We start from the raw sequence: 14,602 nt of genomic DNA, 5'->3' as shown, positions 1-14,602 counted from the left end.
GAACCTCCTATTTATTGTGAATCATGGACAAGAGTTCTCGGCGCAAAACAGCATCTTCTTTATATTTTCCAAGAGCAACTGTGGTCACTGTCTTACTACCAGGCTTGCGTATTCCACGCATACTCATGCACATATGTTCCGCTTCAACCATGACAAATACACCTTCTGGCTCAAGGGCATCTTGAAGAGCATGAGCCACTTGATGAGTTAAGCGTTCCTGCAATTGAGGTCGCCGGCTTGCCACCTCCACTGCACGCGCCAACTTACTCAGGCCAGTTACACGGCCCTTGCTAGGAATATAGGCTACATGAGCAATCCCATAAAAAGGCACCAAGTGGTGCTCACACATGGAGTGGAAAGGAATATCCTTCACCAAAACAACCTCTTCATGACCTTCTGAAAAAACGGCTGTAAACTGATCTTTTGGATCCTCTTTTAGCCCATTAAACATTTCCAAGTACATCTTAGCTACCCGTTTCGGTGTATCAAGTAGACCTTCACGGTTTGGATCTTCACCCAATAATTCCAATAATTGGTAAATAGTTTGTTCGATTTGTTCTTGTTTTGACATAATACATCCTAAATCATTTGATTCTTTATTATACCCTAAATTAGATTTTCAGAAAAGACCTTTCATCTTCTCAATTTCAAGACTGTACCCAATCAGAAAACCTCCCAAAGATTTCTCTCCATTCTTCTTTGTGGTATAATGGAATCATTCATTTACAAGGAGCCCTCTATGACTAAGAAACCAGTCCAATTAGCGACAATTTGTTACATTGATAATGGAAAGGAATTTCTCCTCCTTCATCGAAATAAGAAAGAAAATGACGTCCATGAAGGGAAGTGGATTGGGGTGGGTGGCAAACTTGAACCAGGTGAAACCCCTCAAGCCTGCGCCATTCGTGAAGTCTTTGAGGAGACAGGCCTAACTGTCACAAAGCATGCCTTAAAAGGAATTATCACCTTTCCAGATTTCACCCCTAATTGTGATTGGTACACCTATGTCTTTAAAATAACAGGCTTTGAAGGAACAATTATTGAGTGTAATGAAGGTGATTTGGAATGGGTTCCCTACGATCAGGTTTTATCAAAGCCGACTTGGGAAGGCGACCGTCATTTTCAACAGTGGCTTCTGGAAAATCGCCCCTTTTTCTCTGCTAGTTTTCAATATGATGGAGACACACTCGTCGATTATAGTGTCGATTTTTATGGTGAGTAGGCTATCCCATCAGTCTATTTCATAATAGAAAAAAAGCCTTGGTAGACACACAAACCAAGGTTTTCTGTATTATAAGAATTTCTTCTTAGGCATTTGTTTATTTAATACAACATCCAGCGGACCCGCTGATAAGACTGTATCTACCAAACGCTTATCTGTAATTTTCTTATCAAGAAGGACTTGATATTCTAAAACAAGTGCTTCTTTTTTCTTTTTGTATTTAAGGGATAATAAATCAGACTGCTTACAAGACTTACCAAATTGATTTTCAAAAAACTGATCATAATTGAAATTCATAGGAACTGTCACTAAGAGATGGCGACGATTTTGATTGACTTGAACAAAACTGATGTTTTCAAAAATCAAGATACAAGCTGATAAGATGACTGTTGTAAATACGGCTAAACCAAGGAAGCCCATTCCTGTTGCAAGACCAATAGCCATCGCCAGCAAGACTGCAAGCATTTCTTTTGATGAACCTGCTGCCGAGCGGAATCTAATTAGACTAAAGGTCCCCGCTACCGCAACACCTGCACCTAAGTTCCCGTTTACCAAAGCAATGATAACAGCAATCAAGGCCGGCATGAGACTTAGAGTGATAACGAATTCCTTTGTATAATTCGATTTATATTTGTAAACAGCCGCTAAGAGTACCCCCATGGATAGACTGACTCCGAAAACCAGGACCATCTGGACTAGGGTGATACTACTATTGGCTGTTGAAAAGATACTATTAAACAGCTGCATGATGAATGACTTCCTCTTCTACGATGTCGTGGGCTAGCTTATAAGCATTCCCATATTTTGAAAACGATTGTTTTTCGATATTGTATTTTTCCAACAAGGCAACCAACCAATCTGGACGTTCCTCTGGAACTTTGATTTCCATGATGACCTTTTTAGGGTCTAGCAAGGCTTTACCAAATTTCCCTACCATTACATTGACATTATAGTCACGATATAGGAGGTTTTTATCAATGGTTAAGCGAACTTTTTTGTCCTTAATACCCTTATATGATACGCGATCATAATAAATATACATTTTGGGTTTGATGACACCATAACGTTTTCTCAACTGTTCAAGTTCTGATATTACTTTTTCATCTTTGATAGTAGCATCAATAATACCATTTTTAATGTAATTTGTAACAGATACTGGATTAGATGTTAGACGGTATTTATAGCCAATTTTATTTTCCTTTTTCTTGATTTCCAAAAAGGCTTGACTTGTTTCTGATGGAATTTCATCATACACACGCATACGAATTTTTTCACGTCCATTTTTCTTAGCAAGAGAATCTTGAATCATATCAAAATCTTCATTGTCAAAGTAAATATTCGTAATCGTTGATGTAGCAAATTCATCTTCGGTCATATGTTGACGAAGTTCTTTCTCAAATTCTACAAATACATCCATATCAACAATATATTTGGTTTCTTTACGTTTAAATTGCTTTTGTACGATTCTTGTTTTCATTGCTTTGCCTCTTCTATCCTAAATCTTGAATTTTGACAGGTTCCTGTCTTGTATACAAAATATAGTTTACCGACCAAGCTTTAAACAAAACTGAAAATAGCATTAAACAAAGGAATTGGTGAGTTGAAAAAAACAGCTTTCGGAAAAGAATATATCCGTATGGATCCAGAAACTTATGAGAAAGCTCGAATGAGTAATGATTTGTCTTTTTGTAAAGTTTTCTTGACTATAAAAAAGAAAAGAATTACAATTATGGAAACGATTACACAAAAAGGGGTGAGTTTTTTGAAAAATAGAATTAAACAGTTACGCCAACTAAAAAGTATAACTCAAAATAAGTTAGCAAATGATATAGGAGTTAGTCGACAGACGATTGTTTCTATTGAGAATGGAAAGTATACAGCTTCTTTATTGTTAGCACATAAAATAGCTCGTTATTTTGATAAATATATTGAAGAGGTGTTTATTTTTGAATAAAAAAAGCCCAAAAGGGCTTTGAAAACGAATCACTTATCTGTGATTATACCAGTAAGCAAAAGCAATGGCTCCACCTACTTTGACGGCAGTGTAGATACCAACACCGACTGCTGCAGACATAGCAACTACCTCCTTCTTTAGTTTATAGGGTCATTATAGAACTTTAATTACAAAATGTAAAGGCTTACATAAGAAAGTTGGGAAATTTATGGAGAAAATAATAATTTTTAATAAAGTTAATAAGAGTTTTAAAGATACAGTAGCACTATCAAATGTTTCATTTGAGGTGTCAGAAGGGGAAATATTTGGTTTCCTAGGTCCTTCTGGAGCTGGAAAAACAACAACAATTAATATTTTAACTGGGCAACTCGACGCTGATAGCGGAGAAGTTAAAATTATTGGGAAAAATAGTAAAGATTTAAAATATAATGACTTCTTAAAAATTGGAATTATGAGCGATAACGTCGGTTTTTATGAACGCTTAAGTTTGTACGATAATTTAAAATTTTTTGCGAAATTCCATGAAGTTGATATTAAATATCTTGATACACTTTTAAAACGTCTTGACTTATATGATGATAGACTAAAAAAAGCAAATAAACTATCTACCGGTATGAAACAACGAATGCTTTTGATTAGAGCGATGTTGCATACTCCTAAAATTATCTTTTTAGATGAACCTACTTCTGGTATGGATCCTACCTTAGCTAAAAAAGTCCACGATATGTTATTAGAACTTAAATCTAAAGGTGTTTCGATTTTTTTAACAACTCATAACATGGAAGAAGCTACTAAACTTTGTGATAATATTGCCTTATTGTACAAAGGAAGGATTATAGAAAAAGGAAGCCCTCAATCGATAATTGATAAATATAGTCAAATTGATAAGGTCAAAGTTGTGTTCTTTGATGGTACTGAAAAAATTATCCCTAAAGAGGAAACTTACAAATATTTAGGCATTAATACTAAGACGATTAATACTTTAGAAAATAATCTTGAAGATATTTTTGTTCAATTGACGGGAGATGAATTAAATGATTAATAAATTTAAAAGCCTTGTCTGGCTTAGATATAGATATTTACTAAATAATAAAATGTTACTTTTTGTTTGCGTTTTTGTTCCGATAGTTGATTTTGCTTTGTTAACATTAATACCAGATGTACGAGGACAATATTTTTTCCTAAATATGGGAATAATTGCAGTTTATAGTTTAACGGCTGGAACTTTTACTACTCTTATCATTAGTGAAGAAAAAGAAAGAAAAAATTTAAGAACACTTATATTGACTGGTGTAAGATATTCAGAATACCTTATCTCAACTATCCTTTTTCCTATAATTTTTTCTACATTAGCTATTGTTATATTTCCTTTTCTATTCAATGTGAAAATACCTAATATTGGAACTTATTATGTAGTCACATTTTTATCTATTACATGTTTTATACTTGTTAATCTAACAATTGCACTAATATGTAAAACACAGACTCAAGCATCAGCAATTAGTTTGATTTTTTATTTATTAATTATGACTTTGCCGATGTTCTCATATGACAATGAAGTTATCAAAAAAATCACTGATTACTCTCTTTTAGGAGCTCATAATAAGTTTTTCCAAGATATGAATAATTTCCAAATAAGCGATGGCTCTATCTTTGTAACAATTATTTGGATTATTGCATTAACTATAGCTGTTATATGGGCGTTCAAATGGAATAAAAAACATTAGTTTTGTTAAAAATTGGGAACATACTCTAATTGTGACTAGAGGTGAGTTATATGCTTCAAACAGTTATCAGAATTGTCCTAAGAACTCTTATTTAAAAATATAAACGTCTTAAAAACTAATAGTATGCTGTATTTTCGTATTTACCCCCCAAAATTAAACGTGTTTCCAATTATTATAATGACAGCATACTATCCTTTATTTTTAAGCTCTTATTGAAGAGCTTTTTTTGTGCGCTGGTTCGCACGTTTGCTCTCTGCAAGAGTCCTCGAAGAGCGTTTTCGTTTTGATACGTAGTGTCAAAACAGCAAAAACGTTACTCTTTCGTCAAAGAGTAACAGAAATGTGATATAATTTAGTCAAATTATATCACTCAAAGGCGAGCAATAGACTTTGTCGGCTCGCCAATCAGTCGCTACTCGACTGAAGCTTTTAAGGAGAATCTGTATGAAGATGAGCATTTCATTCGTCACTAAAACAAATATGACGAGCTTAAAGCATAATAACCGTGAATTAACGGAAGCAGAATACCAAGAACCTGCACACAAGCACATCAAACAAGATCGTTCTAACGAAAACATTTATATCAAGAGAGGAAATCTCAAAGAAACTTACGATGAACTATTTGGAGAAGCTCTCGAAAAATATAATGCTAAACAAAAACGAGCTGACCGAAAAATTACTGACTATTACCAACATGTCAAAAAAAGTAAGACGCTTGATTTACAACGAGAAATCGTCGTAACGGTCGGTAAAAAAGAAGATTGGGAAAATCTATCGCTAGATGATAAAAAAGCCGTAGCAAGGCAATTAGAGGCCTATATTAATGAATTTGAGCAAAGGCATGCTCATTTGCATATCTATAATGCCGTCATTCATATGGATGAAGCAGGAGCTCCGCATGCTCATTTTAATATTGTTCCAGTGGCAGACGGCTACAAAAAAGGTCTAGAAAAACAACCTAGCTTTAAAAAAGCCTTGCAAAACGCAAGGATATAAAGAAAAAGGCAGGGAGCAATTAAAAGAATTTCGAGATAAAGAAATTCTTTGCCTTGAAGAAAAATTACAATCTTTAGGAATAGAGCGCCAAAAAGTCGGAACCAATGACATCAAAGATATGCGAGAATACAAACAGTTGGTTGGGGAGCTGACTAAAGCTGAACAAGATTTACTAGCAGAATATGGAGCTCCTGAATATATTAACGATAACGGTAAACTTAAACTGAAGGAAGGTGAAATTCTTTTGTCACATTCTAATCTATGCTACAATAGTCCTATCAATAGTAAGGCAAGGAGAATCCCATGTACGAATTTGTCCTAGAATACGGCTCTTTCCCCGTAAAACTCAGCGATGGTTTTGTCAACAATCGCTCAGAAATCCCTGATTTTCTCAAAGAGGATGAAGAAATGATTGCCCGATTGAATGAGATTAACGAACTCTTCCACCAACTTTTCTTAACCATCGAATGCAAGTTTGACTACATCGGCAAGCAATTCCCTGACAAGATTGAACAACTACGAGCACTCTATCATCCCCTGGCAGACGATTTACTAGCCAAGTATGGCAACCAGATAGAGTTGAAGATTGAACCCTTTATTTTGTAAGACAAAAGAGATGACCGCAATCATCTCTTTTCTTCTATTCTGTATTCTAAACCATCCTGATCACGCGACAGGTAGCCATAATCCACCAAGTAGCGTCTCAATATAGCAAAGTCATCATAAGTCTCAGCTAGAAAGGCATTAACTTCTTTTTCTGTGAAGGTCGAGCCTTTTTTAGCTAATTCTTCTTGTAAATAGGCAAACAAGTCCTGCTTACTTTTTAATTTTTTAGGAAAAGCGATAAGCTTGCCTTCTCGGAAAGATTTTTCTTGAATCTCTTGAACATTCATACCACCCTCCCAAAAATCCTAGCCCTCAGACTAGGATTTAGTAGTATATTCTTTCAATTTGCTTTTGTACAGCTCTAAAGGTTTAGGAAACCTTTAGAGCTGAGAAATAGATCGAATAAAGTTCGCATCAAAAGCTGCAGACAGCTTGCACAGACCAACCGTCTGTCCAAGGCTGAAAATATTACTTACGATAGCAAGTCATAGCTGTCGAGTACGTCAAAACGAGTTTAAATAATCTGAAATTATTTGAAGTGGGAGATAAGGAAACAGAGTTTCCTCATACGTCGAAGTAATAAAAGATAAAATGAAAGACTAAAGTTTAACGAATTTCAGCACCAAGCTCAACCAAAGCCTTACTAATTTTCTCCATGTACTTAGCCACTTCCTCATCCGTCAAGCTATCCTCAGGATTCTGGAAGGTCAGGTTATAAGCCATAGACTTCTTACCGGCCTCGATATTGTTACCCGCATAGACGTCAAAGAGGGTCACCTTGGTCAAGCGTTTCACGCCCGCAGCCGCAATGGCATCCAAGACATCCTGATGCTTGACATCACTGCTCAAAAGCAGGGCAATGTCACGGCTGACCGCTGGGAATTTGGAGATTTCGGTAAATGGCTGAGCAGGCTGGAGAGCTTCTTCAATCGCATCCAGGTTGATTTCAGCCACATAAGTTTCAGGAATACCGTAGTCCTTAGCCGTTTGAGGGTGTACTTGACCGACAAAGCCGATTACCGCCCCATTCAAATGGATTTCAGCAGTACGACCTGGGTGCAAGGCAGCAATCTCACTGGTTGCCACAAAGTCAACTGACAACTTGTAGTGACCAAAGATAGCTTCCAAGATACCTTTAGCATGGAAGAAATCAAAGGGTACAGCAGGCGTCTGAAAGTCTTTCTCAGCTACCAAGCCAGTCAAGACAAGAGCGAACTTATTGATTTCTTGTGGCAGGTCTTCTTTTGGATTGCCAGACTGTTCAAAGATTTTACCGATTTCGTAAAGAGCCAAGTTCTTGTTCTTACGAGCCACGTTGTAGGCAACTGTGTCTAGCATACCAGATACCATATTCTGACGAAGGGCAGAGCGGTCAACAGTCATTGGCCACATGAGTTCGGTGACTGTGGTTGGACGAACCGCAAACTCCACAGCCTTTTTAGGCGTTGTCAAGGCATAGGAAATGATTTCTGTCAGGCCTGCACCTTCTGCCAGGCTACGTACTTGGCGACGGATGTTCTGGGTCAGGGTCAACTCACCTGCTGTTCCGTCCTCTTTTGGAAGAGTGGTCGGCAGATTATTATAGCCATAGATACGTGCGATTTCTTCAACTAAGTCCGCAGGAATGCGAATGTCCCAACGACGACGCGGTACTGCGACTGTAAACTGACTTGCATCGCCAGTTGTTTCCATACCTAAACGACGGAAAATATCTGCGATTTGGGCATAGTCCAGATTGGTCCCGAGCGAGCGGTTGACATAATCAATGGTCGCTGTGACTGGGACATCCGAAGTGTCCACGCTGCCTGCAGAAACGATGCCAGACAATACCTGACCGCCGGCCAGTTCCGCAATCATAGCAGCTGCTGTGTCCATAGCCTCCGTCAAAGTCGCCACGTTGATTCCTTTTTCAAAGCGAGAAGAGGACTCAGAGCGAAGGTTGAGACGACCTGAGGTCTTGCGGATAGACTTGCCGTCAAAGAGAGCTGCTTCCAGCACGACGGTCTTAGAGTTGTTGTCAATCTCTGTGTTGGCACCACCCATGACACCACCAAGGGCAACCGCCTTGTCCCCAACGGAAATGACGATGTCATCGGCAACCAAGTCACGCTCTTCGCCGTCAAGCGTTACCAAGTTCTCACCCTCTTTTGCCTGACGAGCTACGATTTTCTTGCCGTCAAACTTGTCAAAGTCAAAGGCGTGCATGGGCTGACCGAAGTAGAGCAAGATGTAGTTGGTGATGTCGACCACGTTGTTGAGCGGGCGGATACCTGCGTTCATGAGCAGATTTTGCAACCACTGTGGGCTCGGTGCGATAGTCACATTTTCAATGACACGGGCCGTGTAGGCAGTCACCTTGTCTGACTCAATGGCCACTTCAATCACATCGCTTGCCTTCTTGTCACTTTCCTCCAAGGTCACAGGCTTGAAGTTGACCTTGCTGTCATAGATAGCAGCCACTTCGTGAGCCACGCCACGCATGGAGAGTGCATCGGCACGGTTTGGCGTGATAGACAGCTCGATAATCTCGTCGTCGAGGTCCAGATATGAAAAGACTGGCTCACCCACGACTGCATCTTCAGGCAGGTGGTAGATTCCGTCCGCATATACTTTTGGTACCACAGAGTCGGACACTCCGATTTCGCTCAATGAGCAGAGCATACCCAAGGATTCAACTCCACGGATTTTGCCTTTCTTAATCTTGTAGTTTCCAGCGATACGCGCACCTGGCAGAGCGACGATCACCTTGATGCCTGGCTTGACATTTGGAGCACCGCAAACGATTTGCGTGACTTCCTCACCGACATTGACCTGGCAGATGTTGAGGTGGGTATCTGGAATTGGCTCAGAAGACACAACCTGACCAACAACCAACTTAGACAGGCCAGCACTCTTTTGCTCAACCCCTTCTACCTCAATCCCTGTTGTTGACATTTTTTCAGACAAGTCTTGGCTTGTCGCATCAAAGTCAACGAGTTCTTTTAACCATTTGTAACTTACTAACATATTATCCTTTCTGGTGCAAAGGCCGTTTTAGTAGCCAATCCACATCTATCTTATCACCGACCGCAAATTCATGCTGGCCAAATTTTTCAAATCCGTATTTGGAATAGAATTTCTGAGCCTTGTAATTATGTTCCCAAACTCCCAGCCAGACCCAATCACAGCTTGACTGCTCTGCTTTTTGCAAAGCAAACTCAAAAAGTTTCTTACCCAACCCTTGACCTTGATAGGCCTTTAAGAGATAGATACGCTGGATTTCAAAGGCATTTTCCAGCTCATGTTCTGTCTGAGCAGGACCCTGGTTAAGCTTAAGATAACCAGCTATCTGATGATCTACTCTTAGAAAATAGTGCTGGCAGTTGGAATCCGATAACTCACTAGTCAAGACTTCGAGTGAATACGCTTCCTCAAAGAATGCCTTCAGTTTCTTAGGGTCATTATCGTGAGCGAAGGTCTCGGCAAAAGTCTGTGTAGCCAGCTCCTGCAAAGCGGAAACCTCTTCTAAACGTATAGGATCAATCTGCATCTCATTGCCTCTCATTTCTAACTGAGCTAGGAAAATCGCAGAATAGCGATTTTCCTTCACTATACTCGTGCGGAATTACGACGTTATAAGATTGAAAACGACATTTTTTCATCCAGAAATCTAGTGAGGGAGTAGGTATACCGCTAGAGCGACTACCGTTTCTCTCAAACAACAATCTACTAACTTTATCGGATTACGACAGATTTTAAGTAAAACGATATTTTTTGCTTGAAATCCTAGTAAGGTAGCTAGGAAAGTCGCTTGATCGCGATTTCCGTTCACCTACTCCAGCGGAGTTACGACGTTCTAATGTTGAGAACGATATTTTTTCAATTCTAAACCTAGTGAGGTGAGTAGGTAGACCGCCAGAGCAGCTACCGTTTTTCACCTTAAACAACCTGACAAACTTACTAAATCACGACGGATTTCAAGCAAAACGATATTTTTAGCTTGAAATCCTAATAAGGTAGCTAGGAAAGTCGCAGAGCAGCGATTCCCACACCTTAAATAGTTCGAGATTACGACGTTCTAAGGTTGAAAACGACATTTTTTCAACTTTAGAACTAGTGAGGGGAGTAGGTAGACCGCCATAGCGGCTACCGTCCTGTTTCTAGATACTTTCAGTATCAGAAACAGGTCTCACATCAAAACTGCTCAGAGAATCGTACATCTCCTTGATAGAATCCACGAATATCGTTGATACCGTAACGGAGCATGGCAATGCGTTCCTGACCAAGACCGAAGGCAAAGCCAGAGTACTTGGTTGAGTCAATGCCACTCATTTCCAATACTTGCGGGTGGACCATGCCGGCACCGAGGATTTCAATCCAGCCTGTTTTCTTACATACGTTACAGCCGTCACCACCACACTTGAAGCAGGAAACATCCACCTCAACAGAAGGCTCCGTGAAAGGGAAGTAAGATGGACGCAGGCGAATCTGACGCTCTTCACCAAACATTTTCTTGATAATCAATTCAAGTGTACCTTTGAGATCACCCATGGATACATTTTCACCGACAACCAAGCCTTCAATCTGGTGGAACTGGTGGCTGTGGGTCGCATCGTCCGTATCACGACGGAAAACACGGCCTGGCGAAATCATCTTCAAAGCACCTTTTGAGAAATCATGTTGGTCCATTGTACGTGCTTGAACTGGTGATGTATGGGTCCGCATAAGGATTTCTTCTGTGATATAGAAGGTATCCTGCATATCACGTGCTGGGTGGTCTTTTGGCAAATTCATGCGCTCAAAGTTATAGTAGTCTTTCTCCACTTCAAATCCGTCAACGATTTGGAAGCCCATGCCCAAGAAAATATCTTCGATTTCTTCAGAAGTCTGGGTCAAGACATGGCGTTTTCCGACCTTAACCTGACGACCTGGCAAGGTTACATCAATAGTTTCTGAAGCTAGTTGCTGTTGGATTTTTGCTGCTGCAACCTTCTGAGCGGTTTCTTCAAAAGCAGCCGTCAGCACATCACGCACCTCATTGACCTGCTTACCAACGATTGGTTTCATGTCGTTAGACAGGTCTTTTAAGCCTTTCAACAAGTCAGTCAAGGACCCTTTTTTACCCAAAACCGCGACACGCAGGTCTTGTAGTTCTTTCTCTCCTTGGTGCTGGATTTCTTTTAACTTTTCAAGTGTAGTTTGACTTAATTCAGCCAACTGTTGTTCAATGTTTGACATAATTCCTCCAATAAAAAAACGCATGACACCACTCGTATCGGAGCGTTGTCACGCGGTACCATCCGTTTTCATCTGCTAGGCAGACCTTGTTTCTAAGTCCTTGTGTGAGTGAATTCGACCAACTTTCACTGATTGAGCTTGCAGTCACGGCTCAACTCCCTGGGCAGTTTCCATAGGTGTACTAGTCTCACAGACTTCTATTCAATTAAGAATATTCTATCAAAAATAAGAGTTTTTGGCAATTGATTTCTTTACTCATTCACTGCAATTTCCCCACTATGATAGTTGATACTGAGACCGCTCTGCACATTTGGAACGAACACATTGAACTCTAGACTACCATCTGCTGCTTTTGCCTCTAGATGGCTTCCGACAGGAACAAGGTCTTCACTCTCAGCATACACCAAGGTCACACGATAGCGGACACGCTTATTTTTATCCAAGGCCCGCCGAATTTGACTTTCAAAATAATTCTGCCCAGTTGAAGTTTGGTCGTTAGCTTGATTAGACCAGGCAGTTTGAACCGCTATGTTTTTGGGATTACTTGTTGAGGCATCAAATCCAGCAAGACCACCAATCAAGGCATAGCCTAAAAGATGTCCACGATCAACTGCATGATCATATTCCCCTGGCAAATCATGAATTTGGTGCCAGCCTGCAGGAGTCCATGACGTACGTCCATTACCTGTTGCTTCACGATCCTTATACTGACGTGTAGATTTGGCTAAAAGCGCATTGGCTACCGTTGGAACCGTTTCTCCCTGAACTGTCTTTGTCTTATTATCACCATAAGGCACACTGGCAACCGATGCATCTAAATCCGTTTGATTCCCGTTAATAATAAATGCTCCAGCGCCATTCCATTCAATCGAATTCCCCAGTTGCTTTTTTACATCTTCTGTCAATACCGAATTAGCCAGTTCCTGACTAGGTGTGCCTTCACTTGCCTTAGACCGATTGACATAATAGGAATAATCAGCAACGTTACTGCTCTTGTTATCGCTTAAAAGATAGCCACCCGCTACTACAACAATCGTAGCCAATAAGCTGAGCAAACTCATTGCTTGTTTTTTTACGTTTTTCTTCGCCATAAAATCCCCATTAAAAAAGTAGGACTAGCCTACTTTCCAGTAAATTTAGAAATGAAATCTTTCCATTTTTCTACCGATAGTATTGAAAACATATTGTCACCATCACCTACGACTCCGTATCCAACCATCAGTCCAAAGGCAAAGATTAAAATTGCAAACAGTAAAATTATCACTACAAAGAGTAAATTTTTACCCATATTGCCTAGATTTTCCTTATCCATTTTCAACTTCTCCACTCACACGTTCAATCGACGCACCTAAGGCAGCTAATTTTTCATGAAAACGATAATAACCACGATCCAAGTGGGTCAATTTCCCAACAATGGTTTGTCCTTCAGCAACCAATCCAGCTAAAATCAGGGCAGCGCTTGCTCGAAGGTCCGTAGACATCACTTCTGCACCTTGTAAAGGCTGACCACCTGTAATAATGGCTGTATCACGCAAAATCTCCGAATGCACATTCATCCGGCGCATTTCTTCCAAGTGCTGGAAGCGATTTTCAAATACCGTTTCAATCATAGTTGATTCGCCCTTGGCAACTGCCATCAGAGCGGTAAATTGGGCCTGCATATCGGTCGGAAAGCCTGGATGCGGAAGGGTTTTTACTGTCACAGGTTTGAGTTTGTCCACCTTTGAACGCACTCGAATCCCTTCTGCTTCTTCCGTTACTTCAACTCCCATTTCTATCATTTTAGAAATAAGCGGACGATTGTGCTCCCAGATAGCATCCTTAATTAAAACATCTCCACCGGTCATAGCAGCAGCCACCATAAATGTACCTGCTTCGATACGGTCTTGAACAACTTGATGCTCTGCTCCTACCAATTCTTCTACACCCGTAATGGTAATTGTCTCAGTACCTGCTCCCTTAACATTCGCACCCATCTTATTTAGAAAAATAGCCAAATCAACGATTTCAGGTTCGCGCGCAGCATTTTCAAGTATAGTCGTACCATGAGCAAGCGTTGCTGCCATCATTAAATTTTGTGTCGCACCGACACTTGGAAAATCAAGATAAATATGAGCACCTTGCAAGGCCTCCGCACTGGCTTCAATGTAACCAGCCCTTTGCTTAATTCTTGCTCCCATCGCTTGTAGGCCTTTCAAATGAAGATCAATTGGACGACTACCGATTGTACAACCACCTGGCATAGATACTTTCGCATAGCCATTACGAGCTAAAATTGGACCAAGAATGACAATGGATGCACGCATTTGACTAACATATTTATAGGGAGTTTCACTACCTAATTTTCCAGTCGCATCAACATCAATTGTCTTCGTTTCCTCGTCAAATTTTACACGAACACCCAAACCACGAACAACATTGTTCATTGTGAACACATCAGATAAAATCGGTACTTGTGTCAGCTGAGTCTGACCCTTACTTGCCAAAACTGTCGCTGCTAACAAGGGTAGAACTGCATTTTTTGCACCCTCAATCTCAACTTGACCTTTTAATCCAGCTTGACTTCCTTTAACAATGATTGTTTCCATTCACTTCCCTCTTCTTAACCTATTAAAACATAGTTGCAAAAGAACGTCCAATTAGTAACAACTCTAAAAAGAAAGTTGAGACTAAATAACCTAATGCAATAGAAATAAATAATATCAGCATGTTGATTTTTGGCTGATTATCTCCCGTTACTTTTAACCATCGTGCCCAATCTACTGTCGTTATCAATAGATGATAACTTATATAGATAAAGAGTAGATGACTTATAAATTGCAAAATTGATTGTATCATATCTCCATTATATCATGAAATTAAAAAAAGGAACTGAACCAA

18 protein-coding genes are annotated in these 14,602 nt (G+C 39.9%); 7 read left to right on the top strand and 11 right to left on the bottom strand.

Going from position 1 to position 14,602, the window contains the following annotated elements; genetic code table 11:
- Positions 1-7: 7 nt before the first annotated feature.
- Positions 8-571, bottom strand: coding sequence for a GTP cyclohydrolase I FolE (folE, locus tag ACPC58_RS00350; RefSeq protein ID WP_024392312.1), 564 nt, complete (start codon positions 569-571; stop codon positions 8-10).
- Positions 572-739: 168 nt separating this feature from the next.
- On the opposite strand from folE, the gene ACPC58_RS00345 reads away from it, so the two are divergent.
- Positions 740-1,222 (top strand): NUDIX hydrolase, encoded by a 483-nt coding sequence (locus ACPC58_RS00345; RefSeq protein WP_172037148.1) that lies wholly within the window; start codon positions 740-742, stop codon positions 1,220-1,222.
- Between the two features lie 69 nt (positions 1,223-1,291).
- Here ACPC58_RS00345 and ACPC58_RS00340 read toward each other — a convergent pair whose 3' ends face one another.
- On the bottom strand, positions 1,292-1,969 hold the full coding sequence (locus tag ACPC58_RS00340; RefSeq protein ID WP_217373878.1) for a DUF4956 domain-containing protein: 678 nt from the start codon (positions 1,967-1,969) through the stop codon (positions 1,292-1,294).
- Complete coding sequence (locus ACPC58_RS00335; protein ID WP_434064907.1) at positions 1,956-2,699, bottom strand: polyphosphate polymerase domain-containing protein; 744 nt, start codon at positions 2,697-2,699, stop codon at positions 1,956-1,958. The genes ACPC58_RS00340 and ACPC58_RS00335 overlap by 14 nt, the downstream gene beginning before the upstream one ends.
- Positions 2,700-2,984: 285 nt before the next feature.
- Between ACPC58_RS00335 and ACPC58_RS00330 the strand changes: the two genes are divergently transcribed.
- The 6 genes from ACPC58_RS00330 (at position 2,985) to ACPC58_RS00305 (ending at position 6,505) form a co-directional block, all read left to right on the top strand.
- Entirely contained in the window at positions 2,985-3,176 is a 192-nt protein-coding gene (locus ACPC58_RS00330; RefSeq protein WP_074567364.1) for a helix-turn-helix transcriptional regulator, read from the top strand.
- 208 nt (positions 3,177-3,384) lie between these two features.
- A complete protein-coding gene (locus ACPC58_RS00325) occupies positions 3,385-4,218 on the top strand; it encodes an ABC transporter ATP-binding protein (RefSeq protein ID WP_074567363.1) in 834 nt (277 codons plus the stop codon).
- On the top strand, positions 4,211-4,903 hold the full coding sequence (locus ACPC58_RS00320) for an ABC transporter permease (RefSeq protein WP_074567362.1): 693 nt from the start codon (positions 4,211-4,213) through the stop codon (positions 4,901-4,903). Before ACPC58_RS00325 ends, ACPC58_RS00320 begins: the two co-directional genes overlap by 8 nt.
- 444 nt (positions 4,904-5,347) lie before the next feature.
- Positions 5,348-5,899, top strand: a complete 552-nt coding sequence (locus ACPC58_RS00315; protein ID WP_434064906.1) for a plasmid recombination protein — start codon at positions 5,348-5,350, stop codon at positions 5,897-5,899.
- Positions 5,900-6,017: 118 nt separating this feature from the next.
- Positions 6,018-6,221 (top strand): hypothetical protein, encoded by a 204-nt coding sequence (locus ACPC58_RS00310; protein WP_434064905.1) that lies wholly within the window; start codon positions 6,018-6,020, stop codon positions 6,219-6,221.
- Complete coding sequence (locus tag ACPC58_RS00305) at positions 6,203-6,505, top strand: hypothetical protein (RefSeq protein WP_171988699.1); 303 nt, start codon at positions 6,203-6,205, stop codon at positions 6,503-6,505. The genes ACPC58_RS00310 and ACPC58_RS00305 overlap by 19 nt, the downstream gene beginning before the upstream one ends.
- A 20-nt stretch (positions 6,506-6,525) precedes the next feature.
- Here the strand turns inward: ACPC58_RS00305 and ACPC58_RS00300 are convergent, their stop codons facing one another.
- The 8 genes from ACPC58_RS00300 to ACPC58_RS00265 all read right to left on the bottom strand — a co-directional run bounded on the left by ACPC58_RS00300 (position 6,526) and on the right by ACPC58_RS00265 (position 14,560).
- Positions 6,526-6,792 (bottom strand): DUF2087 domain-containing protein, encoded by a 267-nt coding sequence (locus ACPC58_RS00300; RefSeq protein WP_434064904.1) that lies wholly within the window; start codon positions 6,790-6,792, stop codon positions 6,526-6,528.
- 319 nt (positions 6,793-7,111) lie between these two features.
- Positions 7,112-9,511 (bottom strand): phenylalanine--tRNA ligase subunit beta, encoded by a 2,400-nt coding sequence (gene pheT, locus ACPC58_RS00295; RefSeq protein WP_434064903.1) that lies wholly within the window; start codon positions 9,509-9,511, stop codon positions 7,112-7,114.
- Position 9,512: 1 nt separating this feature from the next.
- Positions 9,513-10,034, bottom strand: a complete 522-nt coding sequence (locus ACPC58_RS00290) for a GNAT family N-acetyltransferase (protein ID WP_217375167.1) — start codon at positions 10,032-10,034, stop codon at positions 9,513-9,515.
- 644 nt (positions 10,035-10,678) lie between these two features.
- Positions 10,679-11,722: a phenylalanine--tRNA ligase subunit alpha gene (gene pheS / locus ACPC58_RS00285; RefSeq protein WP_174845671.1), complete on the bottom strand. Its 1,044-nt coding sequence runs from the start codon at positions 11,720-11,722 to the stop codon at positions 10,679-10,681.
- Positions 11,723-11,973: 251 nt separating this feature from the next.
- Complete coding sequence (locus ACPC58_RS00280) at positions 11,974-12,813, bottom strand: DNA/RNA non-specific endonuclease (RefSeq protein ID WP_274503965.1); 840 nt, start codon at positions 12,811-12,813, stop codon at positions 11,974-11,976.
- 29 nt (positions 12,814-12,842) lie between these two features.
- Entirely contained in the window at positions 12,843-13,034 is a 192-nt protein-coding gene (locus ACPC58_RS00275) for a DNA-directed RNA polymerase subunit beta (RefSeq protein WP_434064902.1), read from the bottom strand.
- Complete coding sequence (gene murA, locus ACPC58_RS00270; RefSeq protein ID WP_274503968.1) at positions 13,027-14,310, bottom strand: UDP-N-acetylglucosamine 1-carboxyvinyltransferase; 1,284 nt, start codon at positions 14,308-14,310, stop codon at positions 13,027-13,029. The genes ACPC58_RS00275 and murA overlap by 8 nt, the downstream gene beginning before the upstream one ends.
- Positions 14,311-14,332: 22 nt before the next feature.
- Positions 14,333-14,560, bottom strand: a complete 228-nt coding sequence (locus ACPC58_RS00265; protein WP_289648705.1) for a DUF1146 family protein — start codon at positions 14,558-14,560, stop codon at positions 14,333-14,335.
- Between the last annotated feature and the right edge of the window lie 42 nt (positions 14,561-14,602).

The organism is Streptococcus sp. VTCC 12905, from assembly GCF_049893385.1.
Taxonomy (GTDB): Bacteria; Bacillota; Bacilli; order Lactobacillales; family Streptococcaceae; genus Streptococcus; species Streptococcus suis_AA.
Note: the sequence above shows the minus strand (reverse complement) of the source record. Positions and strands in the feature narration are given on the sequence as shown.